The organism is Streptomyces calvus (genome assembly GCF_006782915.1).
Lineage (GTDB): Bacteria > Actinomycetota > Actinomycetes > Streptomycetales > Streptomycetaceae > Streptomyces > Streptomyces calvus.
In genome coordinates, this window is the sequence record NZ_VCNP01000055.1 from 48490 (window position 1) to 72731 (window position 24242).

Annotated in this window: 20 protein-coding genes and 1 pseudogene; 12 read left to right on the forward strand and 9 right to left on the reverse strand. The window is 72.8% G+C overall.

Going from position 1 to position 24242, the window contains the following annotated elements; all coding sequences use genetic code 11:
- The first annotated feature begins 34 nt into the window (after positions 1-34).
- The gene (locus FGW31_RS27680) at positions 35-1075 is read left to right on the forward strand and encodes a helix-turn-helix transcriptional regulator (protein ID WP_142196274.1); all 1041 of its coding nucleotides are present in this window, start codon (positions 35-37) and stop codon (positions 1073-1075) included.
- Here the strand turns inward: FGW31_RS27680 and ctaD are convergent.
- Positions 960-2645 (reverse strand): annotated as a pseudogene (gene ctaD, locus FGW31_RS27685) (aa3-type cytochrome oxidase subunit I); the annotation flags it as partial. The gene FGW31_RS27680 and the pseudogene ctaD sit on opposite strands and share 116 nt — an antisense overlap.
- A 420-nt stretch (positions 2646-3065) precedes the next feature.
- Here ctaD and FGW31_RS27690 point away from each other — a divergent pair.
- Entirely contained in the window at positions 3066-3281 is a 216-nt protein-coding gene (locus FGW31_RS27690) for an I78 family peptidase inhibitor (protein ID WP_142196275.1), read from the forward strand.
- A 99-nt stretch (positions 3282-3380) separates the two neighbouring features.
- Here the strand turns inward: FGW31_RS27690 and FGW31_RS27695 are convergent, their stop codons facing one another.
- Both FGW31_RS27695 and FGW31_RS27700 read right to left on the reverse strand, forming a co-directional pair.
- A complete protein-coding gene (locus FGW31_RS27695) occupies positions 3381-4385 on the reverse strand; it encodes a phosphatase PAP2 family protein (RefSeq protein WP_142196276.1) in 1005 nt (334 codons plus the stop codon).
- 238 nt (positions 4386-4623) lie between these two features.
- Positions 4624-5964, reverse strand: a complete 1341-nt coding sequence (locus FGW31_RS27700; protein ID WP_233452584.1) for a glycosyltransferase family 39 protein — start codon at positions 5962-5964, stop codon at positions 4624-4626.
- Positions 5965-6227: 263 nt separating this feature from the next.
- On the opposite strand from FGW31_RS27700, the gene FGW31_RS27705 reads away from it, so the two are divergent.
- Positions 6228-7838 (forward strand): MFS transporter, encoded by a 1611-nt coding sequence (locus FGW31_RS27705; RefSeq protein ID WP_142196278.1) that lies wholly within the window; start codon positions 6228-6230, stop codon positions 7836-7838.
- Positions 7839-7959: 121 nt separating this feature from the next.
- Complete coding sequence (locus FGW31_RS27710; RefSeq protein WP_142196279.1) at positions 7960-9150, forward strand: acyl-CoA dehydrogenase family protein; 1191 nt, start codon at positions 7960-7962, stop codon at positions 9148-9150.
- Between the two features lie 47 nt (positions 9151-9197).
- On the opposite strand, the gene FGW31_RS27715 is transcribed toward FGW31_RS27710, so the two are convergent.
- The gene (locus FGW31_RS27715; protein ID WP_142196280.1) at positions 9198-9635 is read right to left on the reverse strand and encodes a cell division protein SepF; all 438 of its coding nucleotides are present in this window, start codon (positions 9633-9635) and stop codon (positions 9198-9200) included.
- A gap of 290 nt (positions 9636-9925) precedes the next feature.
- Between FGW31_RS27715 and FGW31_RS27720 the strand changes: the two genes are divergently transcribed.
- From FGW31_RS27720 to FGW31_RS27740, 5 genes are all read left to right on the forward strand, one after another.
- Positions 9926-11134 carry a DUF5685 family protein gene (locus FGW31_RS27720; protein WP_142196281.1) on the forward strand — a complete coding sequence of 403 codons (1209 nt, stop codon included), beginning with the start codon at positions 9926-9928 and terminating at the stop codon, positions 11132-11134.
- Between the two features lie 291 nt (positions 11135-11425).
- Positions 11426-12331: a S1 family peptidase gene (locus FGW31_RS27725; protein ID WP_142196282.1), complete on the forward strand. Its 906-nt coding sequence runs from the start codon at positions 11426-11428 to the stop codon at positions 12329-12331.
- A 640-nt stretch (positions 12332-12971) separates the two neighbouring features.
- Positions 12972-14054 carry a S1 family peptidase gene (locus tag FGW31_RS27730; protein WP_142196283.1) on the forward strand — a complete coding sequence of 361 codons (1083 nt, stop codon included), beginning with the start codon at positions 12972-12974 and terminating at the stop codon, positions 14052-14054.
- 203 nt (positions 14055-14257) lie between these two features.
- Positions 14258-17788, forward strand: a complete 3531-nt coding sequence (locus tag FGW31_RS27735) for a DNA polymerase III subunit alpha (RefSeq protein WP_142196284.1) — start codon at positions 14258-14260, stop codon at positions 17786-17788.
- Positions 17785-18753, forward strand: coding sequence for a DNA polymerase Y family protein (locus FGW31_RS27740; RefSeq protein WP_142196285.1), 969 nt, complete (start codon positions 17785-17787; stop codon positions 18751-18753). The genes FGW31_RS27735 and FGW31_RS27740 overlap by 4 nt, the downstream gene beginning before the upstream one ends.
- A gap of 34 nt (positions 18754-18787) precedes the next feature.
- On the opposite strand, the gene FGW31_RS36265 is transcribed toward FGW31_RS27740, so the two are convergent.
- Entirely contained in the window at positions 18788-19027 is a 240-nt protein-coding gene (locus FGW31_RS36265; RefSeq protein ID WP_142196286.1) for a hypothetical protein, read from the reverse strand.
- A 203-nt stretch (positions 19028-19230) separates the two neighbouring features.
- On the opposite strand from FGW31_RS36265, the gene FGW31_RS27750 reads away from it, so the two are divergent.
- Positions 19231-20103 (forward strand): esterase/lipase family protein, encoded by an 873-nt coding sequence (locus tag FGW31_RS27750; RefSeq protein ID WP_142196287.1) that lies wholly within the window; start codon positions 19231-19233, stop codon positions 20101-20103.
- 73 nt (positions 20104-20176) lie between these two features.
- Here FGW31_RS27750 and FGW31_RS27755 read toward each other — a convergent pair whose 3' ends face one another.
- Positions 20177-21205 carry a lytic polysaccharide monooxygenase auxiliary activity family 9 protein gene (locus tag FGW31_RS27755; protein ID WP_142196288.1) on the reverse strand — a complete coding sequence of 343 codons (1029 nt, stop codon included), beginning with the start codon at positions 21203-21205 and terminating at the stop codon, positions 20177-20179.
- 195 nt (positions 21206-21400) lie between these two features.
- Here FGW31_RS27755 and FGW31_RS27760 point away from each other — a divergent pair, with 195 nt between their 5' ends.
- The gene (locus FGW31_RS27760) at positions 21401-21880 is read left to right on the forward strand and encodes a GNAT family N-acetyltransferase (protein WP_142196289.1); all 480 of its coding nucleotides are present in this window, start codon (positions 21401-21403) and stop codon (positions 21878-21880) included.
- A gap of 23 nt (positions 21881-21903) precedes the next feature.
- On the opposite strand, the gene FGW31_RS36005 is transcribed toward FGW31_RS27760, so the two are convergent.
- Entirely contained in the window at positions 21904-22038 is a 135-nt protein-coding gene (locus tag FGW31_RS36005) for a hypothetical protein (RefSeq protein WP_142196290.1), read from the reverse strand.
- A 138-nt stretch (positions 22039-22176) separates the two neighbouring features.
- Here FGW31_RS36005 and FGW31_RS27770 point away from each other — a divergent pair, with 138 nt between their 5' ends.
- The gene (locus tag FGW31_RS27770; RefSeq protein WP_142196291.1) at positions 22177-22797 is read left to right on the forward strand and encodes a class I SAM-dependent methyltransferase; all 621 of its coding nucleotides are present in this window, start codon (positions 22177-22179) and stop codon (positions 22795-22797) included.
- A gap of 12 nt (positions 22798-22809) precedes the next feature.
- On the opposite strand, the gene FGW31_RS27775 is transcribed toward FGW31_RS27770, so the two are convergent.
- Entirely contained in the window at positions 22810-23310 is a 501-nt protein-coding gene (locus tag FGW31_RS27775; RefSeq protein ID WP_142196292.1) for a ribonuclease FAU-1 family protein, read from the reverse strand.
- Positions 23291-24220: a GNAT family N-acetyltransferase gene (locus FGW31_RS27780; RefSeq protein WP_142196293.1), complete on the reverse strand. Its 930-nt coding sequence runs from the start codon at positions 24218-24220 to the stop codon at positions 23291-23293. The genes FGW31_RS27775 and FGW31_RS27780 overlap by 20 nt, the downstream gene beginning before the upstream one ends.
- Positions 24221-24242: the final 22 nt, after the last annotated feature.

A 24242-nucleotide genomic window follows, 5' to 3' on the forward strand; every position in this document is an offset into this window, starting at 1 on the left:
GAAGCCGTCCGCATGCCCTGGCAGACTCGGCGCCATGGTGGAGACCTCGGCACGTCTGCTGCGTCTGCTGTCCCTGCTCCAGGCACACCGCGAGTGGTCCGGCGCCGCGCTGGCCGAACGGCTGGGCGTCAGTGCCCGCACCGTCCGCCGCGACGTGGACCGGCTGCGCGAGCTGGGCTACCCCGTCAACGCCAGCCCCGGCACCGGCGGCGGCTACCAGCTGGGCGCGGGCGCCGAGCTGCCGCCGCTGCTGCTGGACGACGAGGAGGCCGTCGCCGTCGCCGTCGGACTGCGCACCGCCGCCGGGCAGGCCGTCGAGGGCATCGGCGAGACCTCCGTACGCGCCCTCGCCAAGCTGGAGCAGGTGCTGCCCGACCGGCTGCGCCGCCGGGTCGCCGCGCTGAACGCCTTCACCGTGCCGATGCTGCGCGGCCCCGGCCCGGGCGCCGTGGACCCGGCGGTGCTGACCGAGCTGGCCCATCTGTGCCGGGACGCCGAACGGCTGCGCTTCGAGTACCGGGGGCACGACGGCACACCCTCGCGCCGCACCGTGGAGCCGCACCGCCTGGTGTGTTCCGAGCGACGCTGGTACCTGGTCGCCTGGGACCTCGGCCGTGAGGACTGGCGCACCTTCCGCGCGGACCGCATCAGCCCGCGGCCGCCGCACGGTCCGCGCTTCGTGCCGCGCGAGCCGCCCGCCGAGGACCTGGCCGCCTACGTCTCCCGGGGCGTCTCCACCGGCGCGTACGCCTCGCACGCGGTGATCCGCCTGCTGGTGCCGCGGGAGGAGGCCGCCGAGCGGATCGAGCCGACCACGGGCACGCTCGAGGCGGAGGGCCCGGACAGCTGCCTGCTGCGGACCGGCGCCGCGAGCCTCGACGTCATGGTGGTGCACGTGATGCTGCTGGGCTTCGAGTTCGAGGTGCTGGAACCGGCCGGACTGCTCGACGCCGTCAGCGCGGCTCACGACCGGCTTGCTCGCTCGTTGGCTCGGGCTGGGGCGTCAGGGCCGCGTACTCCGGATGGTTCATGTCGAACGCCGGCGACTCCGAACGGACCCGCGGCAGCGTCGTGAAGTTGTGCCGGGGCGGCGGGCAGGAGGTGGCCCACTCCAACGAGCGGCCGAAGCCCCACGGGTCGTCGACCTCGACCTTCCTGCCGTACTTGGCCGTCTTCCAGACGTTGTAGAGGAACGGCAGCGTGGAGAGGCCGAGCAGGAACGCGCCGATGGTCGAGACGGTGTTGAGGGCGGTGAAGCCGTCCGCCGCCAGGTAGTCGGCGTAACGGCGCGGCATGCCCTCGGCGCCCAGCCAGTGCTGCACCAGGAACGTGGTGTGGAAGCCGACGAACAGCGTCCAGAACTGGATCTTGCCGAGCCGTTCGTCGAGCATCTTCCCGGTGAACTTGGGCCACCAGAAGAAGAACCCGCCGAAGGTCGCGAAGACGACGGTGCCGAAGACCACGTAGTGGAAGTGCGCGACGACGAAGTACGAGTCCGTCACGTGGAAGTCCAGCGGCGGCGACGCCAGCAGCACCCCGGTCAGCCCGCCGAACAGGAACGACACCAGGAACCCGGTGGCCCACAGCATCGGCGTCTCGAAGGACAGCGAGCCCTTGATCATGGTGCCGGTCCAGTTGAAGAACTTCACGCCCGTCGGCACCGCGATCAGGAAGCTCATGAAGGAGAAGAACGGCAGCAGCACCGCACCGGTGGCGAACATGTGGTGCGCCCACACCACGACGGACAGCCCCGTGATGGCCATGGTGGCGCCGACCAGCGTCAGATAGCCGAACAGCGGCTTGCGGCTGAAGACCGGGATGATCTCCGTGACGATGCCGAAGAACGGCAGCGCGATGATGTAGACCTCGGGATGGCCGAAGAACCAGAACAGGTGCTGCCACAGCAGCGCCCCGCCGCCCGCCGCCTCGAAGACGTGCGAGCCGAACCGCCGGTCCGACTCCAGCACCAGCAGCGCCGCCGCCAGCACCGGGAACGCCATCAGGATCAGGATCGACGTGAACAGCGTGTTCCACGTGAACAGCGGCATCCGGAACATCGTCATGCCCGGTGCGCGCATTCCCACGATGGTGGCGATGAAGTTGACCGCGCCGAGGATGGTGCCGAAACCGGCCAGCGCCAGACCCATGATCCACAGGTCGGGGCCGAGGCCCGGCGAGTACCGCATGCTGTTCAGCGGGGCGTAGGCGAACCAGCCGTACGCGGCCGGCCCCCCGGTCACCACCAGCGAGCCGAGCACGATCAGACCGCCGAAGAGGAACAGCCAGTACGAGAGCATGTTCAGCCGCGGGAAGGCCACGTCGGGCGCGCCGATCTGCAGCGGCATCAGTTCGTTGGCGAACCCGGCGAAGCTGGGCGTCGCGAACAGCAGCAGCATGATCGTGCCGTGCATCGTGAACATCTGGTTGAACTGCTGGTTGTCGATGATCTGCAGTCCCGGCCGGGCCAGCTCGGCCCGCATCAGCAGCGCCATCACGCCGGCGATGAGGAAGAACACGAACGACGTGACCAGGTAGAGGTGGCCGATCTTCTTGTGGTCGGTGGTGGTCAGCCAGTCGATCACCACCAGCCCCCGCCGCCGTGCGCCCGCCGGTCGCGCCGCCTCGTGCACGGTGTGCGTCCCCATCGCTCGCCCCTTCGCTCATCGCGCGCCGGGCCGCCGGAGCCCGCGCCACATGTACCCCGGGCCCACGCCATGATGCTCGCCCTGCGCGCGCTCCGACAGAGGGCATGGCGGTCATGTGACGGAAGTGGGCATTTTCTGTGCGCATCCGGCTTCCGTGATCATTAGCGGCGAAGAAAGGGGAATGGGGTCCCGGGAGTCTTCCACGGCACTTTCCGCCGGGGTTTATCGCGGACGCCGTGTGACACGCGGGAATTCCATGGGAATGCCTGCGGAAGAGGTACGGAATCGCCCGTACGAGTGAGGGCGAGCGGCGTCGACGGCTGTCGTGATCCTGTGACAGAAGTGTGACCGCCGGGGGATCCGGGGCGCTGTTACCGGGGTGGACTTCCGTGCTCACGGGCCAGGGCATAGCGTGGCCGTATGGCACCCATTCCGACGCCCTCGGCGGAACCCCAGGACAGCCCGGACACCTATGTCGGCCTCGCCGCGGACCGGGCCGAGCACCTCGCGCGCGAGCGCGGCTGGTCCTCCGTGCGGGCGCTGCCGCCCGGGGCGATCATCACCATGGAGTACCGCGTGGGCCGGCTGAACTTCGAGGTGAAGGACGGCCGGGTGGCGCGGGCCTGGAAGGGCTGACGCGCACGCGGGCCCGGAAGAACACCGGGACACGGCCGCGGCCCCGGTTCCGTGACGGAACCGGGGCCGCGGTGTGCGTACGCGCGCCGCTGACGCGTGTCAGGGCCGGGTCGACGACGTCGTGCCGCGCGGATGGCGTTCCGCGTGCGGAGGGCGGCGGCTGCCTCCGGGGCTGACCGGGGAGCGCTCCGCGCGGGTGGTGTGCGGGCCGGGCGCCAGATAGGCGGGCGACCGGCCGGCCGGTCGGCCCGCGTGCAGCGGCTCGGGTGCCGGCTCCGCACGGTCGGTGAGCGGCGTGAGCACGACCGGCTGCCCGACCGGGCCCGGTGCCGCCGCCGCACGGCGGTGACCGGCCAGCAGGCGGTCGCGCAGCGCCAGGATCCGGGTCTCGGCGCGCGCGATCATCGGCTCGAACCAGGGCAGCGCCAGCAGGATCAGCAGGCCCGCGACCCAGCCCAGGAGCACGTCGCTCAGCCAGTGCGTCCCGATGTAGACGGTGGACAGGCCCACGCCCAGCGAGGTCACCGCGGACAGTGCGGACAGCCAGCGGCGGGCCCGCGGAGTGGAGGCCAGATAGGCCAGGATGCCCCAGGTCACCACCGCGTTGGCGGTGTGGCCGCTGGGAAATATATCGCCGCCGAGCCACATCTCGTTCGAGCCGATCTCGGTCGCGTAGTGCGGTCCCAGGCGGCCCATGCCGTACTTCGCGGCGCCCACGGTGACGTTCAGCAACAACAGGGAGACGCCGAGCGCGAGCAGCGGGCGCAGGGTGTGCTGCCGCCAGGAGCGCCAGCCCAGCCAGGCCGCGACCATCACGGCGGTCGGTCCGCGCTGGCCGAGGACCACGTAGTAGTCGACGAAGGCGTGGATCTCGGACCACTGCTGGTAGGGGCGGAAGAACATCACCTGCCAGTCCAGCCGGACCAGCCACGAGGTGATCAGTACGGCCCACACGATCGCCAGGTAGAAGGCCAGGGAGGCGCCGAAAAGCACCACCCGGTGCCGGCTCATCCGCGGCACGCCGATGTGAGCCGGTCGTTCCGGCTCACGATCCAGCCTCGCGAACACCCGGTCCAGACGGGTGGGCTTCCGTTCGGTACGCACCCAATCGACGTTACAGCGAGTGAGTGCGGAACCCCGTCCAATCAGTGGCTTTGTGATGACGATGTGATGTGGCATTCCTCTCAGTGGCGCCTTTATTCACAACGAATGCGCAATGCCCCGCGCACCGCGACCCGCAATTCCTTTGATCATTCAGGGTGAAGGTTTTATCGCGCTTTTGAATTTGTTCACCGGGGGCTGGTGCGGAATTTCCCCGGCGCTCATCGGGGGCACGGGCCGGTCAGGGCGGGCCGGAGCCGTTCAGCCAGAGGGCGCCGTACACCGCGGAGGCCACCGCGACCGGCCCCAGGACCAGCGCCGACCTGGGCGGACGCAGCCGGGCCAGGGCCAGGGCGAGGGGCAGCAGCAGCGGGAACGCGGGCAGCAGCAGGCGCGGCTTGGAGCCGAAGTAGCTCGACGCACACAGGGCGAGCGCGGTGACCGCACCGGCGTACACCAGCAGCGGGAGCGGCTGGCGCTGCCGTACGCAGACGACGTACAGCCACACCACGAGGCCGACACCGGCGACCAGGCCGAGGCCCGCCGCGGCCGAGGGGAACGAGGTGAACTTCGCGGCGACGAAGCGGGCGAAGGCGTAGCCGCCGTCGAACCCGTTCCGCCATCCCGCCTGCACCTCGAGATATCCCAGCGGCCCGCCTCCGGTCCGGTGCCCGACCCACAGAACGTAACCGGCGGCTCCGAGGGGCGCGAGGAACATGCCGAGAGCCCGGCGCGCGCGGACACCGGGGGCGCCCGGACCGGCCCGGGCTCCCTCCGGTGCGTGGACGCGCGGGGCGGCCGCGGACCCACCGGCGCGTTCTCCGCGCCGCGCGCCGCCCGCCGCCTTCGTGCTGCGCCGCCGCACGAAGGAGGCCCGTTCCGGTGCGGCGCGGGCGCCTTCCGCGGCGACGGGCGACCCTTCCCGTACCCGGGGGGCGCGGTCGCGGACGAAGGCGGCGATGCCCGCCGCCCACACCGCCGCGACCACCGCCAGCCCCACCGGCCGGGTCAGCCCGGCCAGCCCCGCCAGCACGCCCGCCGTCACCCAGCGGCCCGTCAGCACGGCGTACAGCGACCAGGCGGCCAGCGCCGTGAACAGGGACTCGCTGTACGCCATCGACTGCACGATCCCGACCGGCAGCACCGCCCACAGCAGCACCGCGCACACCGCGGCCCGGCTCCCGTACACGTGGTCGGCCACCGCGAAGATCCCCCAGGCCGCGGCGAGCGAGGCGAGCACGGCGACGAGGAACCCGCCGTCGGCGTACGACAGCGGCGACACCGCCGCCACCAGTCGCTCCAGCCACGGCAGCAGCGGGAAGAACGCCAGGTTGGAGTGGACGTCGCCGTTCGGCAGGCGCACCTCGTAGCCGTACCCCAGCTCGGCGACCCGCGTGTACCAGAGCGCGTCCCAGCGGGCGGTCAGCAGGGTGTACGCGTCCGTGCCGCGCGCCGCGCTCCACAGGGCCAGCACGACCAGGCCCAGCGCGCGCACGGCGGCGTACCCGAGGAGCGCCGGCACGGCCCGGCGCAGCGCACGGGAGCGGGCCGCCGGTACGGCGCGGGTGTCGGGATCGTTCACGGGCCCGATTATCGACCGGGAGCGGAACCGGACCGCCCGTCGCCCGCGCACGGCCCGCCCGAGAAGTGGTGTACGCCACATCGATGTGCCGGAGCTGTGAGAGGCCCGCCACTCGACCTCCGGCGCCACTCGCGTACTCTGACGTGTCACTCGCCGTACGTCGCGCGGGCCGGAGGCGACCGCTCCGCTCCGGCCGAGCCACGGGGGAGTCCCCGCCTGGCGTGAGTCCGCCGATCGCGGGGGAGCATCTGGGAGGTACGTACATGTCCGGGACGACCACGGCCGCCACCGCGCCGCGCCGTCGGGCGGCCGGGGCCGGTGCCAACCGCTGGGTGGTACTCGTCGTCCTCTGCGTCAGCCTGCTGCTGGTCGCCGTCGACGCCACCGTGCTGCACGTGGCGGTTCCCGCGGTCACCGAGGACCTCAGGCCCGGCGCAATGGAACTGCTCTGGATCGTCGACGCCTACCCGCTGGTCTGCGCCTCGCTGCTGATCCTCTTCGGCACCCTGGGCGACCGGGTCGGCCGCAGACGCGTCCTCCTGCTCGGCTACGCCCTGTTCGGCGTCGCCTCCGGCCTGGCGGCCCTCGCGGACAACGCCCACGTGCTGATCGTGGCGCGGGCGCTGCTCGGCGTCGGCGGCGCGATGATCATGCCGGCGACCCTGTCGATCCTGCGGCAGGTCTTCCCGGACCGGCGGGAACGGGCCCTGGCCATCGGCGTCTGGAGCGCGGTCGCCGCGGTGGGCGCCGCGGTCGGACCGCTGCTCGGCGGCTTCCTCCTCGAGCACTTCTGGTGGGGCTCGGTCTTCCTGGTCAACATCCCGCTGATGCTGGTGAGCCTGCCGGTGGGCCGGATCCTGCTGCCGGAGTCGAAGGGCGACGGCGACGGCCCCTGGGACGTGGTCGGCGCGCTGATGGCCGCAGCCGGACTGTTCGCGCTGGTCCTGGGCGTGAAGCGGCTCGGCGGCCAGGAGCCCGTGGCCGGCGTGTGGACCGTGCTGCCGCTGGTGGCGGGCGCCGCACTGATGGCCGCCTTCGTGCGCCGGCAGCGGCGCCGCACCCATCCGCTGGTCGACCTGCGGATGTTCGCCCGGCCGGCGTTCAGCACGTCGGTGGGGTGCATCGTGCTGGCGATGCTCGCCCTGGTGGGCCTGGAACTGATCGCCGCGCAGTACCTCCAGCTCGTGCTCGGCCTCTCCCCGCTGGAAACCGGACTCCGCCTGCTGCCGCTGACCGTCGCCGCGATGGCCGCCGGTCTCGCGGGCGCGCGGATGCTGCGCCGGTTCGGCCCGCGCCGCATGGTCTGCTTCGGCTTCTGCCTCACGGCCGCCGCGGTGGTGTCGCTGACCGCGATGGGCGGCCGGGACAACGGCCCGCTGCTGCTCACCGGTTTCGTGCTGCTCGGCTTCGGTCTGGAGACCACGCTGTTCGGGGCGTACGAGTCGATGCTCAGCGAGGCACCGCCGGAGCAGGCCGGCGGGGCGGCGGCGATGGGCGAGACCTCCTACCAACTGGGCGCAGGGATCGGGATCGCGCTGCTGGGCAGCGTGATGAACGCGGCCTACGCGCCCGGCCTGACCGGCGTGCCCGGGGTGCCCGCGCGGGAGTCCGCCGCGGCGGGGCACTCGCTGGGCGAGGCGTACGAGGTGGCGGAGCGGCTCGGCGGGCCCGCCGGGGCCGCCCTGAGGAACGCGGCGCGCCACGCCTTCGTGCACGGGTTGCACGTGACCCTGCTGGTGAGCGCGGGTCTGCTGCTGCTCGGCGCGGTGATGGCGCTGCGGCTGCCGCGGGCGATGCAGGGCGGGACGCCGGCCGTGGAGGTGCCCACGCAGCGGGAGGCCGCCGAGCGCCGGGTCTCCGAGCTGCGGGTGTGAGCCGTGCCCGGCCCCGGCAGGGTGGACGTGCGGGAGACTGCGTCGTAACGTCGCCCCGAGCCGTGACTAGCAGTGCTAGTTAATGTCCCGGAGTTCCCGGAGTAGCCCCGGAGGGTGCCCCATGTCCGCGTCCGCGAAGTTGCCCCCCTTCGACCCCGCCGACCCGCTCGGCCTCGACGACCTGCTGGAGCCGGAGGACCTGGCCGTCCGGGACACGGTCCGCGCCTGGGCCGCGGACCGGGTGCTGCCGTACGTCGCCGACTGGTACGAGAAGGGCGAGCTGCCCGGCATCCGGGAACTGGCGCGGGAGCTCGGCGGCATCGGCGCGCTCGGCATGTCCCTCGACGGCTACGGCTGCGCGGGCGCGAGCGCCGTGCAGTACGGGCTGGCATGCCTGGAGCTGGAGGCGGCCGACTCGGGCATCCGCTCGCTGGTCTCCGTGCAGGGCTCGCTCGCGATGTACGCGATCCACCGGTTCGGCAGCGAGGAGCAGAAGCAGCGGTGGCTGCCCGGCATGGCCGCCGGCGAGACCATCGGCTGTTTCGGGCTCACCGAACCCGACCACGGCTCCGACCCCGCCTCGATGCGGACGTACGCCAAGAAGGACGGCACCGACTGGGTGCTCAACGGGCGCAAGATGTGGATCACCAACGGATCGGTGGCCGGGGTCGCCGTGGTGTGGGCGCGGACCGACGACGGCATCCGCGGCTTCGTGGTGCCGACCGACAGCGCGGGTTTCTCGGCGCCCGAGATCCGGCACAAGTGGTCGCTGCGAGCCTCCGTCACCAGTGAACTGGTCCTGGACGACGTACGGCTGCCCGCCGACGCGGTGCTGCCGGAGGTGACCGGGCTCAAGGGGCCGCTCAGCTGTCTCTCGCACGCCCGGTACGGGATCGTCTGGGGCGCCATGGGTGCCGCGCGGAGCTGTTTCGAGGCGGCCGTCGACTACGCGAAGTCGCGGGAGCAGTTCGGGCGGCCCATCGGAGGGTTCCAGCTGACCCAGGCCAAACTCGCCGACATGGCGGTCGAACTGCACAAGGGGATTCTGCTCGCCCACCATCTGGGGCGGCGCATGGACGCCGGCCGCCTGCGTCCCGAACAGGTCAGCTTCGGCAAGCTCAACAACGTCCGTGAGGCCATCGACATCTGCCGTACGGCCCGTACGGTCCTCGGTGCCAACGGGATCTCGCTCGAATACCCGGTGATGCGGCACGCGACCAATCTGGAATCGGTGCTCACCTATGAGGGCACCGTCGAGATGCACCAGCTCGTGCTGGGCAAGGCGCTCACCGGAATCGACGCGTTCCGGTAGAGGGAGCCGACCGGGACCTCGGGGGGAGGCCGGTGAGCGGCCCTGCCTCAGCTCTGGTTGAAGAAGCCGTCCGACCGGTGCGCGGCCGGTTCCCCGCTGACCACCTCGGTGTCGGCCGGGCTCAGCAGGAACACGCGGTTCGAGACGCGCTCGATGGAGCCGCGCAGGCCGAAGATCAGACCCGCGGCGAAGTCGACGACGCGCTTGGCGTCGCCGGCGTCCATGGCCGTGAGGTTCATGATGACGGGCACCCCGTCGCGGAAGAGCTCGCCGATCGCGCGGGCGTCCCGGAAGCTGTCCGGGGTGACCGTGCCGATCCGGCGGCCCTTCTCCTCGGCGACGTCCGCGGCCACCTTGACCCGCGGATCGGTGACCCAGGCCTCCCCGGGCTCGGTCCCGTCGGAGTAGTCGTCGTCGTAGTAACGCTCGTCTTCGTTGTCGTCGACGAGGCCGAGCCAGGCACTCGCCTTGCGTACCGATCCCATGGACGCCTCCTCTCACAGCGGTCTTTCTTGCTTTCCCCATCCCTATGGTCGTCCATGATGCGGATGGTGCGCCAAGTGGATAGACGCCGCACGGGGGGTTTGTGACGGTACTGGTGCACAGCGAATCCGTCGAGAGTCCGTGTTTCCCAAGGGTCTTGACACAAACGGATGCTGACTGTGAGTGAAATATGATTCTCGGCTGCGTACGGGTGATGGCGGGTGCGTACGGGTGAACGCGCGGCCGATACGATGCCGCCGCTCGACGTCGCACAACTGCACGGGGGAATGGCGTGTTCGGAATGGTCAGGCCGTGTCGGCACCGGCTGGGGGAGAGGCTCACGGCCCAGTGGATGGCCCATCTGTGCGGGCTGTGCCTCGCCCTGCGCGGGGACCACGGGCAGCTCGCCCGCATCGTCACCAACTACGACGGGCTCCTCATATCCGTTCTGACGGAGGCTCAGGCAGGACGCGCGAAGGCGGGACGGCGCACCGCGGGACCGTGTCCGCTGCGCGGCATGCGCACCGCGTCCGTCGCGCACGGCGAGGGCGCGCGGCTCGCGGCGGCCGTCTCCCTCGTCCTCGCCTCCGCCAAGGTGCGCGACCATGTCGCCGACGGGGACGGGATGCTGGCGCGCAGGCCGGTGGCGCTCGCCGCGCGCCGGGTCGCCGCGAGCTGGGACCGGGCCGGGGCGCGGACCGGTTCGGACGTCGGCTTCGACACGGCCGTCCTCCTGGACGCCGTGGACCGGCAGGCCGGCATCGAGACCCTGGCCGGCCCCGGCACCCCGGTTCTCGCCGTCACCGAGCCGACCGAGACCGCGACCGCCGCGGCCTTCGCGCACACCGCGGTGCTCGCCGGACGGCCGCACAACGCCGGGCCGCTCGCGGAGGCGGGGCGGCTCTTCGGACGGCTGGCGCATCTGCTCGACGCCGTCGAGGACCTGGCGGCCGACACCGCCGCGGGCGCCTGGAACCCGCTCACCGCCACCGGCACGCCGTTGGCGGAGGCCCGCCGGCTCGCCGACGACGCGGTGCACGGCATCCGGCTCGCCCTGCGCGAGGTGGAGTGGGCGCCCGGCGGCTCCCCGGGACGCGGCACGGAGGGCGGGCTCGCGCACCGGCTGCTCGTCCACGAACTGCCCAACTCCGTCCACCGCGCCTTCGGCACCGCCGCCTCCTGCGCCCACGCACCCGGCCCCTACGCGCCGCCCGGCACCCCGGGCACGCCCGGCGCCCCGCCGCCGCCCGAGCCGCCCCGTCGCGAGCGGCGCGGCGCGCTCGCCGGCTGCGCCGTGTGGCTGGGGCTCGCCTGTACCTGCCAACTGTGCTGCGCCACCTATGAGGACCCCTGGACCCGCGAGTCCAAGCAGGGGCCCTGCGCCAACTGCGACTGCAGCGGGTGCGGCGACTGCTGCAGCTGCTGCGAGTGCTGCGGCAACTGCGGTGGTGAGGACGGCTGCTGCGACGGGTGCGACTGCGGCTGCGACTGCGGCTGCTGAGCCGGACGGGCCAGCGGCGATTTTCGGACAGCTCGGGGGTGTTCGGCCGGCCGTGGTACGGGTGTGACCTCGGATGACGCGATCGTCTGCTGGGACCAAATCTCCTCAATGGTTCAAAGGTTGACGTCCGAAAGGCACCCTTGCGCCGAACGGTCGGTCGGCCGAATACTCGGCCCAGCGCTTGTCAGGAGCACGCTGTGTTCGGAATCCGGGCACACGGCCTCCCGACTGCGCCTCACCGGGCCCACAACCCCACGAGGGCCCCCTACTTCCTTTGTGGAGGAACGAGAAGTGAGGATCAAGCGCACCACCCCCCGCAGCGGCATCTCGAGACGGACTCGGCTGATCGCCGTATCCACCGGCCTCGTGGCCGCCGCCGCCATCGCGGTCCCCAGCGCGAACGCGGCCGACACCCCCGCCACCTTCAGCTCCGCCGAGCTCAAGAGCGTCAGCAGCTCGGTGCTGAAGGCCGACGTGCCGGGCACCGCCTGGGCCGTCGACAGCAAGACCAACCGGGTGCTCGTCACCGTCGACAGCACCGTCTCCCAGGCCGAGATCAACAAGATCAAGAAGCAGGCCGGGGACAACGCCGAGGCGATCACCGTCAAGCGCACGCCCGGCAAGTTCACCAAGCTCATCCAGGGTGGCGACGCCATTTACTCGAGCAGCGGCCGCTGCTCCCTCGGCTTCAACGTCCGCTCCAGCAGCGGAGTCGACTACTTCCTCACCGCCGGTCACTGCACCGAGGGCGCGGGCACCTGGTACGCCAACTCCAGCCGCACCACGGTCCTCGGCTCGACCGCCGGCACCAGCTTCCCGGGCAACGACTACGGCATCGTGCGGTACACGGGGTCCGTCAGCCGGCCCGGCACCGCGAACGGCGTGGACATCACCCGCGCGGCCACCCCCGCCGTGGGCACCACCGTCATCCGCGACGGCTCCACCACGGGCACGCACAGCGGCCGGGTCACCGCGCTCAACGCGACCGTCAACTACGGCGGCGGCGACGTCGTCTACGGCCTCATCCAGACCACGGTCTGCGCCGAGCCCGGCGACTCCGGCGGCTCGCTGTACGGCAGCAACGGCACCGCCTACGGCCTCACCTCGGGCGGCAGCGGCAACTGCTCCTCCGGCGGCACGACCTTCTTCCAGCCGGTGACGGAGGCCCTGAGCGCCTACGGCGTCAGCCTCACCTAGGAGCGGACTCCGGGCCCGGCCCGGAGCTCACCGCCCGCCCCACGGGTCCGACCGACCCGCGGCCGGCAGCAGTACGGCAGGCCCCCGCACGCAATCGCCGTGCGGGGGCTCTCCCTTGCCCTCTCCCCGCGTCGCCGGACGCCTTCTCCGGGCCGCCGGACGCCTTCTTTCTGCGTCGCCGGATTCCCTCTTCTTACGTCACCGGACGCCTTCTCGCGGCCGCCGGGCGCCCTCTTCGTCCGGCCTGAACCGGCGCGCCCGGCGCCGTCGGCGCCGGCCGGGAACCGGTGCGACAGCAACTCCGTCCAACGTCTCCCGCACGGATCCGGACCTCCAAGGGTCGATTTTCGGCCATGGTCGGATCGCGTCGACCACACCCCCGGTTACTCCTTCGTAGCATTTGCAGTGTGAACGTTCCTGCGTGTCCATGACCTGTCAGGACATAGGGGGCGCGCGTGTGTTGCCGTACGCGCGTCCTGAAGTCGACCTTGTGTGCTCCCTGTGGCGTTCGGAAGAGTAGGCGCCGTTCGACCGGCACGGGTGTCGGTTCTTTCGTGTTCCACCCCCGTGGCCGTACGCCTTCCGGTTCGGCGAGGTCCCCACAACCTCCCCGGACCGTCCCCCCACAGGAGGACGTGAGTTGAAGCACCGACGCATACCCAGGCGCCGTGCACTGATGGCGGGTGCGGGCATCGCCGCACTGGCCGCCGGCGCGGTCACCTTCCAGACTGCGAACGCCAGCGAGACCCCGGCGGACTCCGCGCCCCGGACCCTCTCGATCACCGCGGCCGGAAAGCTCGCCTCGACGCTCGCCCAGGACCTGGGCACCGACGCGGCGGGAACGTACTACGACGCAAAGAGCAAGGCGCTCGTGGTGAACGTGCTCGACGAGGCGGCCGCCGAGACCGTCGAGTCGGCCGGAGCCAAGGCCAGAGTCGTCGCGAACTCCCTCGCCGACCTGAAGAGCGCGCGCACCACCCTCAAGCAGGACGCCACCATCCCGGGCACCTCCTGGGTGACCGACCCGACCACCAACAAGGTCGTCGTCACCGCGGACCGCACCGTCTCCGAGGCCGAGTGGGCCAAGCTGACGAAGGTCGTCGACGGGCTGGGTGCCAAGGCCGAACTCCAGCGCACCAAGGGCGAGTACAAGCCCTTCATCGCGGGCGGCGACGCCATCACCGGCAACGGCGGGCGCTGCTCGCTCGGCTTCAACGTGACCAAGGGCGGCGAGCCGCACTTCCTCACCGCCGGGCACTGCACCGAGGGCATCACCACCTGGTCCGACTCCTCGGGCAACGTGATCGGCGAGAACGCGGCGTCCAGCTTCCCGGGCGACGACTACGGCCTGGTGAAGTACACGGCCGAGGTGGACCACCCGAGCGAGGTGAACCTCTACAACGGCTCCACGCAGGCGATCTCCGGCGCCGCCGAGGCCACCGTCGGCATGGAGGTCACCCGCAGCGGCTCCACCACCCAGGTGCACTCCGGCACGGTCACCGGTCTGGACGCCACCGTGAACTACGGCAACGGCGACATCGTGAACGGTCTCATCCAGACCGACGTGTGCGCCGAGCCCGGTGACAGCGGCGGCTCGCTCTTCTCGGGCGACCAGGCGGTCGGCCTCACCTCCGGCGGTAGCGGCGACTGCTCCTCGGGCGGCGAGACCTTCTTCCAGCCGGTGACGGAGGCCCTCTCGGCGACCGGCACGCAGATCGGCTGAGCACAGCACGCCACGACGTCCCGTCCCTCCGTCCCGGAGGGGCGGGACGTTCGCGTGTCCGCCCGGAGTCCGTGCGTGTTTGCGCAGGTGGGACGGGGTCGAGCGGATGTCGCACACGCATTCGAGAATTGGTCTATGGTGGGGGGTGAGCTGGGAACAGATGTTCGAGAGTCGGTCGGGACTCACGAGTGCGGGAGGTGCGTGTGCCGGGTTTCACGCATCTGCACACCGTCTCCGGGTTCTCCCTGCGCTACGGCGCCTCCCACCCGGAGCGGCTGGCCGAGCGCGCCGCCGAGCGGGGCATGGACGCCCTCGCCCTCACCGACCGGGACACGGTCGCGGGCTCGGTGCGGTTCGCCAAGGCCTGCGCGAAGGCCGGGGTGCGTCCCCTCTTCGGGGCGGAGCTGGCGGTGGCGGCCCCGCCGACGGCTCCGGGCGCGCGCGGGGACGAGGCCGTACGGCGTGACCGGCGCCGCACCCCGGTGCGCGGCGGCGCCTTCATCGACGAGTCGGCACCCCGTGCGACCTTCCTCGCCCGGGACGGCGCCCGCGGCTGGGCCGACCTGTGCCGGCTGATCTCCGCCGCCCACACCGCCGCCGGCCTCCCGCTGCTGACCTGGGACGAGAACCACGCCGGCGGCCTGACCGTGCTGCTCGGCCCCGATTCCGACGTCGGCCGCGCCCTCGCCGCGGGCCGCCCCGACCGCGCGGCCCGGCTGCTCGCTCCCTGGCGGGAGGTCTACGGGGACGCCCTGCGCCTGGAGACCGTCTGGCACGGACGCAAGGGCACGGGACCCGGCTCCCTGCGGCTGGCCGCCCGCACCCTCGGCTTCGCCGCCGAACAGCGGATCCGGCCCGTGCTGAGCAACGCCGTCCGCTACGCCGACCCGGGGCTCGGCCCGGTCGCCGACGTCCTGGACGCCGCCCGCCGCCTGGTCCCCGTCGACCCGGCCAAAGGCCTTGACTCCGGTGAGGCCTGGCTCAAGGACGCGGGCGCCATGCTGGGAGCGGCCGAGCGGATCGTGGAGGCCGCGGGCTTCCGGCGCGAGGCGGCCCTGCGGCTGCTGGAGCAGACGCAGGCCACGGCCGCCGAGTGCCTGGTCGACCCCGAGGACGACCTCGGCATGGGCAGCGTCCACTTCCCCGAGCCGCACCTCGTCGGCGCCGGCCGCCGCACCGCCCAGCGGGCGCTGGCCTCCCGGGCCGCGGCGGGCATGGTGCTGCGCGGCTACGCCGGCCGCCGGGAGTACTGGGAGCGGATGCACCACGAGCTGGACATCATCGCCCACCACGGCTTCGCCTCCTACTTCCTGACCGTCTCCCAGGTCGTCGACGACGTACGGGAGATGGGCATCCGGGTGGCCGCGCGCGGCTCCGGCGCCGGCAGTCTGGTCAACCACCTCCTCGGCATCGCGCACGCCGACCCGGTCGAGCACGGGCTGCTGATGGAGCGCTTCCTGTCCAAGGAGCGGGTCGTGCTGCCCGACATCGACATCGACGTGGAGTCCGCGCGCCGGCTGGAGGTCTACCGCGCGATCATCGGCCGGTTCGGCACCGAGCGGGTCGCCACGGTCGCCATGCCGGAGACCTACCGGGTGCGCCACGCCATCCGCGACGTCGGCGCGGCGCTGTCCATGGACCCGGCCGAGATCGACCGCGTCGCCAAGTCCTTCCCGCACATCCGCGCCCGCGACGCCCGCGCGGCCCTCGACGAACTGCCCGAACTGCGGGAACTGGCGGGGGAGAAGGAGAAGTACGGGAGGCTGTGGGAGCTGGTCGAGGCGCTCGACGCGCTCCCGCGCGGTGTCGCCATGCACCCCTGCGGCGTGCTGCTGTCCGACGCCTCCCTGCTGACCCGTACGCCTGTCGTGCCGACCAGCGGCGAGGGCCTGCCGATGGCGCAGTTCGACAAGGACGACGTCGAGGACCTCGGGCTGCTCAAGCTGGACGTGCTGGGCGTGCGGATGCAGTCGGCGATGGCGCACGCGGTCGCGGAGGTGGAGCGGGCGTCGGGGGAGCGGATCGACCTGGACGCGGTGCCGGAGGGCGACCCGGCGACGTACGGGCTCATCCGGTCCACCGAGACGCTCGGCTGCTTCCAGATCGAGTCCCCGGGCCAGCGGGACCTGGTCGGGCGGCTCCAGCCGTCCACCTTCCACGACCTGGTCGTCGACATCTCCCTCTTCCGGCCCGGGCCGGTCGCCGCCGACATGGTGCGGCCGTTCATCGAGGCGCGGCACGGACGGGCGCCGGTGCGGTACCCGCACCCGGACCTCCAGGAGTCGCTGGAGGGGACGTACGGGGTCGTGGTCTTCCACGAGCAGGTCATCGACATCGTCGCCACCCTGACCGGCTGCGGGCGCGGCGAGGCGGACCGGGTGCGGCGCGGGCTGTCCGACCCGGAGTCGCAGGGGCGGATCAAGGTCTGGTTCGCGCAGCGCGCGGAGGCGAACGGATACGACGCGGAAACGATTCAGCGGACCTGGGAGATCGTGGCGGCCTTCGGCTCGTACGGCTTCTGCAAGGCGCACGCGGTCGCCTTCGCCGTACCGACGTACCAGTCGGCGTGGCTGAAGGCGCACCATCCGGCCGCCTTCTACGCGGGGCTGCTCACCCATGACCCCGGGATGTACCCGAAGCGGCTGCTGCTGGCGGACGCGCGGCGGCGCGGGGTGCCGATCCTGCCGCTGGACGTGAACAAGTCCGGGGTCGCACACAGGATCGAACTGGTGTCTGAATCAAAGGGTTCGGCGGTGTGGGGGCTGCGGCTGGCGCTCTCCGACGTGCACAACATCAGCGAGGCCGAGGCCGCGCGGATCGCCGAGGGACAGCCGTACGCCTCGCTGCTCGACTTCTGGGAACGGGCCCGCCCCAGCCGTCCGCTCGCCGGACGCCTCGCCCAGGTCGGCGCGCTGGACGCGTTCGGCGCCAACCGCCGTGACCTGCAACTGCATCTGACCGAACTGCACCGGGGCGCCCGCGGCGGGCGCGGCGACCAGCTCCCGCTGTCCGGCGGCCGCAGGACCGCCCCGGCCGGGCTGCCCGACCTCACCCCGGAGGAGCGGCTCAGCGCCGAACTGGGCGTGCTGTCCATGGACGCCTCGCGCCACCTGATGGACGACCACGGCACCTTCCTCGCCGAGTTGGGCGTGGTCTCCGCGCGGCGGCTGCGCGAGGCCCGGCACGGCGACACGGTGCTGGTCGCGGGCGCCAAGGCGGCCACCCAGACCCCGCCCGTCCGCTCCGGCAAACGCGTCATCTTCTCCACCCTGGACGACGGCACCGGCCTGGTCGACCTCGCCTTCTTCGACGACTCCCACGACGCCTGCGCCCACACCGTCTTCCACTCCTGGCTGCTGCTGGTGCGCGGAGTGGTGCAGCGCCGCGGCCCGCGCAGCCTCAGCGTGGTCGGCTCCGCCGCCTGGAACCTCGCCGACCTGCTCCGGGTGCGCCAGGAGGAGGGGCTGGAGGGAGTGGCGGCGCGGCTGGCCGAACCGGGCGGCGCCGGCGCCGAGTCCGCGGGCGACGGTGACGGGCCGGCCCGCAGGCGGCTCGCCGGGTCGGACGGACGGCCCGCACCGGCCGGTTCCGCGGCCCGGGACCCGATGGAGGACCGGACGATCCGCATGCCCACGGGGTACGAGATGCACCCCTGGGCCGATCTGCGCCCCGCGGGCGACGGGCCCGCGGTGGGAAGGAAGTTGTGGCACCGCAGTCCGGGGAGCGCGGGATGACCGTCCTCTGCGTACGTTTCGAGCTGCCTCCGCCGTACGAGGCCGCCCTGCCCCGGCTGATCGGTCTGCTCGAGGAGTTCACACCCGTCGTGCAGGCCCTGCCGCCGGACGGGGCGCTGGCCGATCTGCGCGGCGCCGAACGGTACTTCGGGCGCACCGCCGTCGAACTGGCCTCGGTGATCCGCGTCCGTGCCCTCGCCCTGCACGGCGTCGACTGCGTGATCGGCGCCGGACCGGGACCGATGACCGCCCGCATGGCGCTGCGGGACGCCCGGCCGGGACCGGCCCGCGCGGTGCCCGAGGACGGGGTGCGCAACTTCCTCGCCGACCGGCCCGTGGCCGCGCTGCCCGGCGTCGGCACCGCGACCGCCCGCACCCTGTGCGCGTACGGCCTCGACACCCTCGGCCGGGTCGCGGCCGCACCGCTGTCCACGCTCCAGCGGCTGGTGGGCGCCAGGGCCGGGCGCGAACTGCACGAGAAGGCGAACGGCGTCGACCGCGGCCGGGTCGTCCCCGACGCGGTCTCCCGCTCCCTGGCCACCGAACGCCCCTTCACCCGCGACGAGCTGGACCCCGGCCGGCACCGCCGCGCCCTGCTCTCGGCCGCCGAGGAACTGGGCTCCCGGATGCGCGCCGCCGGCAAGGTCTGCCGGAGCCTCACCCTCACCGTCCGCTACGCCGATCGCACGGCGACCACCCGCACCCGCACCCTCCCGGAGCCGACCGCGCACTCGGCGGCGCTCACCGAAGCGGCGTACGGCCTGTACGAGGCGCTCGGTCTGCAGCGCGCCCGGGTGCGCGCGATCGCGCTGCGCGCGGAAGGGCTCGACCCGGCCGAACGCGCCTCCCACCAGCTCACCTTCGACCCGGTGGACGAGAAGGTGCGCAGGATCGAGGAGGTCGCGGACCGGGCGCGGGCGAAGTTCGGCCCCCGCGCGGTGATGCCGGGCTCGCTGGCCGCGTAGGGCCTCGGGCCCCTCACGCTGCTTCCGCGCGGCCTCAGTCGGCCCACGGCGGCACGATGTCCGTGCCGTCGCCCGGCGTCGCCCGGAGGCCGTGGGAGGTGGTGAGCCAGGAGACCGCGGCTGCGGCGGTCGGGTTCTCCACGGCGAGGGTGGCGCCGGGACGGACGGACCGCACGCGGGCGGCCGGGGATGCGGCGGCGGAGGCCGTGCGGGCCTGGAGCGAGGTGCCGGGGGAGGCGGAGGTGGGCGCGCCGCGGGAGGTGCTGCTGCGCATCGCACCCCGTGGTCCGGTTCGTCCGGATCGGTGAGCTGCTGTCAACTGCCGTCCGACGACTGTCGGTCGACGCCGCGAGTTTTTACTGACCCGTAACTTCCGGGATTTACTACTCGCCCGTAACTTGATGGATGAACAGCATCCCGTGATCCGGATCACAGGCGCAAGGTCCCCACCCTTCCTCCCCGCAAGGAGATCACACGATGCTGCCCTGGAAGCGAGTGATCAGACCGCTGACCGCGTTCCTGCTGGCCGCCGCGGCCGTCACCGTCCCCACCGCGGCCGGCGCCCACGCCGCCGATGCCGCCGACGCGCCGAGCTCGGGCTGGAACGACTACACCTGCAAGCCCTCCGCCGCCCACCCCCGTCCCGTCGTCCTGGTCCACGGCACCTTCGGCAACTCCGTCGACAACTGGCTGGGCCTCGCGCCCTATCTGAAGCACCGCGGCTACTGCGTCTTCTCCCTCGACTACGGCCGGCTCGACGGCGTCCCCTTCTTCCACGGCCTCGGCCCCGTCGAGAAGTCCGCCGAAGAACTCGACGCCTTCGTCGACAAGGTGCTCGCGGCGACCGGCGCCGCCGAGACCGACATCGTCGGCCACTCGCAGGGCGGCATGATGCCGCGTCACTACCTCAAGTTCCTCGGCGGGGCCGACGAGGTGAACGCCCTCGTCGGCATCGCGCCCAGCAACCACGGCACCACCCTCAACGGCCTCACCGCGCTCCTGCCGTTCTTCCCCGGCGCCGAGGACCTGCTGAACGACAACACCCCCGCCCTCGCCGACCAGATCGCCGGCTCCGACTTCCTCACCAGGCTCAACGCGGGCGGCGACACCGTGCCCGGCGTCCGCTACACCGTCATCGCCACCCGGTACGACGAGGTCGTCACGCCCTACGACAGCCAGTTCCTGACCGGTCCCGGCGTGCGCAACGTCCTGCTCCAGGACCTGTGCCCGGTCGACCTGTCCGAGCACATGGCGATCGGGCTGTTCGACCGGATCGCCTTCCACGAGGTGGCCAACGCCCTCGACCCGGCCCACGCCGCACCCACCACCTGCGCCTCGGCGTTCAGCTGACACGTGCGGACAAGGGCCGGAACACGTCGGGGCCCTGTCCGGCCCGAGCCGCCGGACAGGGCCCCGAGCCGGTTCAGCGGCCGTGCCGCCCGCTCGCCGTGCGCCGCCGGGCGGAGGCGAACAGCGCCGCCGAACCCAGCGCCAGGGCCGCGGCGCCGCCGATCATCAGGTACGGGGTGTTGCCGTCGCCGCCGGTCTCCGCGAGGTTCCGCGCGGCGCCGGCCGCCTCGGGCCGGTTGGCGGTGCCGGAGGCGTCCGGGGCGGTGCCGTCCGCCGCCGCGTGCGGTGCCGCCGAGGTGCTGGGGTCGTCGTCGCCGTGCCCGTGGTTCTCCACGGTCGACTTGTCGGCACCGTCCTCGATCTGCCCCTGCGACGGCGCGGACGCGACCGGCGCCGGGGCGGCCGCCTCCGCGGGCTCGGCACCGCCGCCGGTCCCGGTGCCGCCGTCCGTTCCGGTGCCGGTCCCGGTGCCGCCGAAGGCGACGTCCGAGCAGGAGTAGAACGCCTCCGGGCTGTCCGACCGCTGCCACACCGCGTACAGCAACTGCTTGCCGGTGCGCTCCGGGAGGGTGCCGGTGAAGGTGTAGAAACCGCCCGTGGCGGCCGGGTCGGTGGACGTCGCCACCGGGTTCGCCAGATCCAGGTCGTCCCAGGCCAGCGGCTGCGACGGGTCGTAGCCGGGCTTGGTGATGTACACCGTGAACGTCCCCTTGTGCGGGGCCGTCACACGGTACTTGAAGGTGTACTCGCCGCTGCTCACACGCGTCGCCGGCCAGTCGTCGCGGGCCAGGTCCAGGCCCTTGAACGCCTCGCTGTCGGCGCTGCACAGCTTGCCGTCGGGGATGAGTTCCTGATGGCGGCTGGCCGCGTCGCCGATGCGGATGCCGTTCCAGTCGTAGAGCGCCTGGGTGCCGCCGGCCGCGACCGCGGCCTTGCACGCCTCGGACTTCGGGCTCTCCGGGCCCTCGGCGAAGCACTGGGAGACCCGGCTGACCGGGTCGCCCATCGAGCCGTGCGCGGCCGCCGGTGCGGCGGACAGCCCGGTGAGGGCGAGCGGGACGAGACCGGCAGTGGCGACAGCGGCCTTGCGGCGTGCGGACATGGGGCAGCAACTCCTCGACGGCGATCGGTGGATCGGGTGCGGGAATCCCGTGGTGGGGGGTGGATCCCGTGGGGGGTGGCTCAGAAACTAGCCGCCCGACCACGTGGAATCGCCCGTCCGAAGGCCCCGGGAGGGATCCTTATGGCCGCGTTAAGGGAGTGCTCAGGCTGGGATCAGGTGGGTACCGTGCGCGGCATGGCAGACGACCGCATCCGCCCCGCCGCCACCGACGACGTCCCGACGGTGAAGGCGGTGATCGACGCCGCCTTCCGGCCCTACGTCGCGCGCATCGGCGTGGTGCCGGTGCCCATGGAGGCCGACCACGCGGCGAACGTGGCCGCGGGCAGGGTGTTCGTGCTGGAGGCGCCGGGCCGCGGGCATGCCGCCGGTGCGGGGCCGGTGATCGGCCTCGTCGTGGTCGAGGCCCGCGCGGACCACCTGTACCTCGACGTCGTCGCCGTCCACCCCGACGCGCACGGCACCGGTGCGGGACGGCGGCTGCTGGAGTTCGTGGACGCGCACGCGCGTGCGCTCGGCCTGCCCGAGATCAGGCTCTACACGAACGCCATGATGTGGGAGAACCAGAAGATCTACCCGAAGTTCGGCTACGAGGTCGTCGAGCGAAGGGTCACCGGCCCGTACGACCGCATCCACTACCGCAAGCGGCTGCGCTGAGCCGCTCCGGCCGGCCGGAGGCGTCACCCGTCGGGCCACCAGGTGCGGGCGATGTCCTCGCGGACCTCGGGCCGCTCCGCGGGCCGCTCGTCGGCCTGCTCGCGGACTCGGCGGACGTCGGTCTTCTTCAGCGGCTTCCGCACGGTGACACGGCGCATGACCGCCTCCTTCCGGGTCCACCGGGGTCCGTGGTCCCACGGAGGCAGACCTTTCGGGGGAGAGTTCCTCATCGGTCCCGTTCTGTCTGTGGCCGCGGTCACCCACGGCTTGTCAGTGGCGGGTGTCACGCTTGGGCCATGACCACTCATGACGGTGACCGGACGGGCACGCACGGTGTCGACTGGGACGCGCGGGCGGCCTCCTTCGACGAGGAACCGGACCACGGGCTGCGCGACCCCGGCGTGCGCGCCGCCTGGGCCGGCCGGCTGCGCACCTGGCTGCCCGGACCGCCGGGCGACGTCCTGGACCTCGGCTGCGGCACCGGCAGCCTCGCGCTCCTCGCCGCCGAGCAGGGGCACCGGGTGACCGGGATCGACCGCTCCCCGGCGATGGTGGCGCTCGCCCGGGAGAAGCTCGCCGGACGCGACGCGGTGTTCGTCGTCGGCGACGCGGCGGCACCGCCCATCGGTGCGGCGCGCTTCGACGCCGTCCTCGTACGGCACGTGCTGTGGACCCTGCCCGAACCGGCGCGCGTCCTGCGCCACTGGCGCGGCCTGCTGCGTCCCGGAGGCCGGCTCGTCCTGGTCGAGGGGGTGTGGGGGACGGTGAGCCCGGTCGGCATACCCGCCGACCTGCTCACCGCCCTCCTCGCGCCGCTCGCCCGGAAGGTGCGCCTGGAGCGGTTGTCGCAGGACGCGGCCCTGTGGGGCGGTGACGTGCGCGACGAGCGCTACGCCGTGGTCGCGGTGCCGGACTGATCGTGCCGCGCCTCAGCCGAGCAGTACGCCGAGCCGGCCCGCGCGGGCCCGGGCGTCCAGCTCGTCGAGGGCGGCCACCGCGGCGGCCGCCGCCCGCGGGTCCGCCGCTTCCAGCCCGCTCGCCGCGAACTCGTCCTCGTCCAGCCGCCGTACGTCCGTGCCGTCCGCCGAGACCCACAGGTCCAGGTCGAGGTCCTCGACGACCAGCCGGTCGCCGGAGCGCTCGGCGGGCCGGGTGATGTCGCAGTAGTGGCCCTTGAGGGTGCCGTCGGCGGCGCGGACCTCCTTCACGGAGTACCAGCGGTCGCGCCAGTAGTGCTCGGTGAAGACGTCACCGGGCTCGAAGCGCACGAAGCCGAAGTCGCGCACGCCGTCCCCCGCCCAGGGGGCGCGCACGGTGACCCGGGTGCCGTCGTCGGCGACCAGTTCGGCCGGGTAGCGGATCTTGGTGCGGCCCGCCTTGACCAGGACGACCTCCACCAGGGCCGGCCGGTCAGCCGAGTTCGCGGACATGGCGCACCTCCGTCGCGCAGATCTCGTAGCCGAACCACCGGTTGATGGCGATCATCGGCCCGTTGCCGGTGTCGTTGCCCGTGATCGCCTCCGTGTACCCGGCCGCGCGGGCGCGGTGCAGGGAGTCGTTCTTGGCGAGCTTGGCCAGGCCCCGGCCGCGGTGGGCGCGGGCGGTGCCGGTCATGACGGTGCCGTACCGGGTGCCGCCGTCCGTGCGGACCGCGGAGAAGGCGGCGGGACGGCCGTCGACCAGCGCGACCGTGGTCAGCTCGGCACTGAACAGCGGGTGCTGCCAGGTCTCCTTCAGCCAGGCCTCGTAGTCGGTGAACTCCGTGTCCACGTCGCTCGGTTCGTCCGCCGTGGTCTCCGCGTCCAGCTCGAACAGCGGGCGCGGGTCGGCGGCGAAGTCGGAGCCCGTGCGCAGTTCCACGCCCGGCGGCGGGTCCTGCAGCGGGGGCAGGGTGCCGTGCGCCAGGTCCAGCCGGAGGAAGTGCGCGGAGCGGCTGGCCCGGTAGCCGTGCCGCTCGGCGAAGGCGCGGTTGCCCGGCTCGTCCAGCACCCAGGCGAGCAGCCGGGTGGCGCCGTGCGCGGCCAGGTGCTCCTCGGCGGCGCGCACCAGCAGCGTCCCGGCGCCCCGGCGGGTGTGCCCGGGATGCACGTACACGTTGATGTTGCCCTGGCCCGGTTCGGGGCTCTCGTGGGACAGGTGCACCTGCGCGGTGCCGATCACCTCGCCGTCGGCCACGGCGACGAAGGGCCGGTAGTGGGCGTCGGGGTGCATGTGGGTGAGGTCGTGGGCCAGGGACTCCGGGGTGAGCAGGAAGAACGGCAGCGCGGCGCGCCGGACGCGGGCGAAGCCTTCGAGGTCGTCGGGGGCGTCGGGGCTGAGATCGCGGACGGTCACGGTCATGGAGGCGCACGCTACGGGGCGA

Excerpts from the sequence above, each read along its gene's own strand:
- FGW31_RS27680 (WP_142196274.1), top strand. The coding sequence starts at position 35 with ATGGTGGAGACCTCGGCACGTCTGCTGCGTCTGCTGTCCCTGCTCCAG.
- FGW31_RS27690 (WP_142196275.1), top strand. The coding sequence starts at position 3,066 with ATGGCACCCATTCCGACGCCCTCGGCGGAACCCCAGGACAGCCCGGAC.
- FGW31_RS27705 (WP_142196278.1), top strand. The coding sequence starts at position 6,228 with ATGTCCGGGACGACCACGGCCGCCACCGCGCCGCGCCGTCGGGCGGCC.
- FGW31_RS27710 (WP_142196279.1), top strand. The coding sequence starts at position 7,960 with ATGTCCGCGTCCGCGAAGTTGCCCCCCTTCGACCCCGCCGACCCGCTC.
- FGW31_RS27715 (WP_142196280.1), bottom strand. The coding sequence starts at position 9,635 with ATGGGATCGGTACGCAAGGCGAGTGCCTGGCTCGGCCTCGTCGACGAC.
- FGW31_RS27740 (WP_142196285.1), top strand. The coding sequence starts at position 17,785 with ATGACCGTCCTCTGCGTACGTTTCGAGCTGCCTCCGCCGTACGAGGCC.
- FGW31_RS36265 (WP_142196286.1), bottom strand. The coding sequence starts at position 19,027 with ATGCGCAGCAGCACCTCCCGCGGCGCGCCCACCTCCGCCTCCCCCGGC.
- FGW31_RS27750 (WP_142196287.1), top strand. The coding sequence starts at position 19,231 with ATGCTGCCCTGGAAGCGAGTGATCAGACCGCTGACCGCGTTCCTGCTG.
- FGW31_RS27755 (WP_142196288.1), bottom strand. The coding sequence starts at position 21,205 with ATGTCCGCACGCCGCAAGGCCGCTGTCGCCACTGCCGGTCTCGTCCCG.
- FGW31_RS27760 (WP_142196289.1), top strand. The coding sequence starts at position 21,401 with ATGGCAGACGACCGCATCCGCCCCGCCGCCACCGACGACGTCCCGACG.
- FGW31_RS36005 (WP_142196290.1), bottom strand. The coding sequence starts at position 22,038 with ATGCGCCGTGTCACCGTGCGGAAGCCGCTGAAGAAGACCGACGTCCGC.
- FGW31_RS27770 (WP_142196291.1), top strand. The coding sequence starts at position 22,177 with ATGACCACTCATGACGGTGACCGGACGGGCACGCACGGTGTCGACTGG.
- FGW31_RS27775 (WP_142196292.1), bottom strand. The coding sequence starts at position 23,310 with ATGTCCGCGAACTCGGCTGACCGGCCGGCCCTGGTGGAGGTCGTCCTG.
- FGW31_RS27780 (WP_142196293.1), bottom strand. The coding sequence starts at position 24,220 with ATGACCGTGACCGTCCGCGATCTCAGCCCCGACGCCCCCGACGACCTC.